This is a genomic window from Microcystis sp. M53603_WE2 (assembly GCF_030065435.1).
This window is the reverse complement of sequence record NZ_JASJFF010000317.1, coordinates 1-1848: the sequence shown is the minus strand read 5'-3', so window position 1 is coordinate 1848 and position 1848 is coordinate 1. Positions and strand designations below refer to the sequence as shown.

Annotated in this window: 1 protein-coding gene; it reads right to left on the bottom strand. The window is 41.4% G+C overall.

All coding sequences use genetic code 11. The features are described from left to right. Window positions 1-294 precede the first annotated feature (294 nt). Window positions 295-1659 (bottom strand): sensor histidine kinase, encoded by a 1365-nt coding sequence (locus PX481_RS06900; RefSeq protein WP_002758476.1) that lies wholly within the window; start codon window positions 1657-1659, stop codon window positions 295-297. Window positions 1660-1848: the final 189 nt, after the last annotated feature.

Sequence of the window (1848 nt, the reverse complement as noted above, 5' to 3'; positions counted from 1 at the left end):
TGTTGACACCCTTACTGACAAAGAAAAAACTGAAATCAAGTCAGGATAAGAGTTGGAGTGCTTAATGAAAAAATTGTTAAGAAAGATCCCTATAAGGGATAGCTTATCAAGGGGGGCAGGGGGGATCCCCCCGCCTATCGGCACCCCCCTTATCAAGGGGGGCAGGGGGGGTCAGAGGCAAAATCTATCTTCAATTTAATTATAACTACTTACTTAAAAATTCTTCGTTGCTTTCGTCTCCCTTCGAAAGAAAGAAAGTTACATTTTGTAATCTTTTGGCCGCTCAAGCTGGAACTAGGGTGAAATGGGCAGTTTGACGGTAAAGCTTGTTCCCTTATCCACTTGGCTATCTAGGGCGATTTCGCCGCGGTGGAGTTCGACGCATTTTTTAACCACTGCTAACCCCAATCCCGTGCCGATAATATTTTCCACATTCTGACCCCGATAAAAGGGTTCATAGATCTTACCTCTATCTTCCTCGGCAATGCCGATACCGTGATCCCGGACTTGAAAAACAATGCGATCGCTATCTTTCCACAAAATCAAACTAATCCCTGCTCCTGTGGGGGAATATTTAATCGCATTTAAGAGTAAATTACTTAAAATCGAGTAGAGCAGTTTCTCATCTAGATAAGGACGGATCATCAATCCCTGACTGACAAATTTAATCGGCGTATTATTTTTATTGATAAATTGAAAATCCTCGACTAAATTTAAACAAAAAGCTTCAATATCGAGCGGCTCTAGCCGACAACTGAGATTACCAGATTCTGCCCTTGTTAAAATCAAAATATCTGTTAAGAATTGATTCATTAGCTTGACAGAAGACTGGATTCTATATAGGTTTTTTCTGCTCGACTGTTCTGCATCTTTTAAGCCATTTTCTAATAACTGCGAGGCGGAAAGAATCACGGTTAAAGGAGTTCGGAACTCATGGGATATCATAGAAAAAAGCTGAATTTTTAGATCGGAAAGTTCTTTTTCCTGTAGTAATAACCGGTGAATTTCATCACTTTTTTGTCGCCGTTTCTCTTGCCAAAAAATCAAAAAATAAACTCCGCAAATAATCCCAAAACTGATAAAAGTTCCCATTAAGCCCAAAAGAGAATTTTCACTGATACTATCCCTAGAACTAGCGATGCTACTTCTTAAATTCCTTTTCTGACTAGCTTGTAAATAGGTAAGAAGATTTTGAAACTTATCCCGGACTTCGACACTTTTAACCGTGATTGCATCTTGAGAAATATCATCGGATCGATCGGATTTATAGGTGGCGATCGATTGATTAAATAAAGTAATTCGCCGATACATTAAATCCCCGATCTCAGTCACCATTTCCCGCTCGAAATCCGTGCCGTTTTCTAATTGTTTAGCCAGGAGTTGCCAGTTAGATTGCATCAAAGCGATCGCCCGACGATGACGGCTTAATTCCCTAGGGCTGCCAGTTGTGATATAACCCCGTCTTCCCGATTCGGCCACCGCCATGTTAGCGTAAAGATTAGCGAGATTATCGATGATCTCGTAGGTAACTTCCACCTCGGCAGCGCGCTGACGCAGGGCGAGGGTATTGCGATAGGAAACTAGGCTAATAGTTCCCATCAATAAGACAGTTAGCCCGAAACCTCCCGCGATCCATTTTCCTTGTTTGAGCCAATTCATCAGGAGTTAACCGACGCTATTTCCAGCTTACTCTATCTAAATGGAGCAGGGAGCATCTCACCTTTGCAATGAGCATAAATACTTAGTGGAAAAATAGGCTTTTCGAGGGTAATTCTTGTTTTAATTCTCCATGTACGCAGTCTTTAAAAGCCTCTATTTCGTTCCAAGACACGATTAAGAGTGGCTTTT

Coding starts and splice junctions, on each gene's coding strand:
- PX481_RS06900 (WP_002758476.1), bottom strand. CDS start 1,659: ATGAATTGGCTCAAACAAGGAAAATGGATCGCGGGAGGTTTCGGGCTA.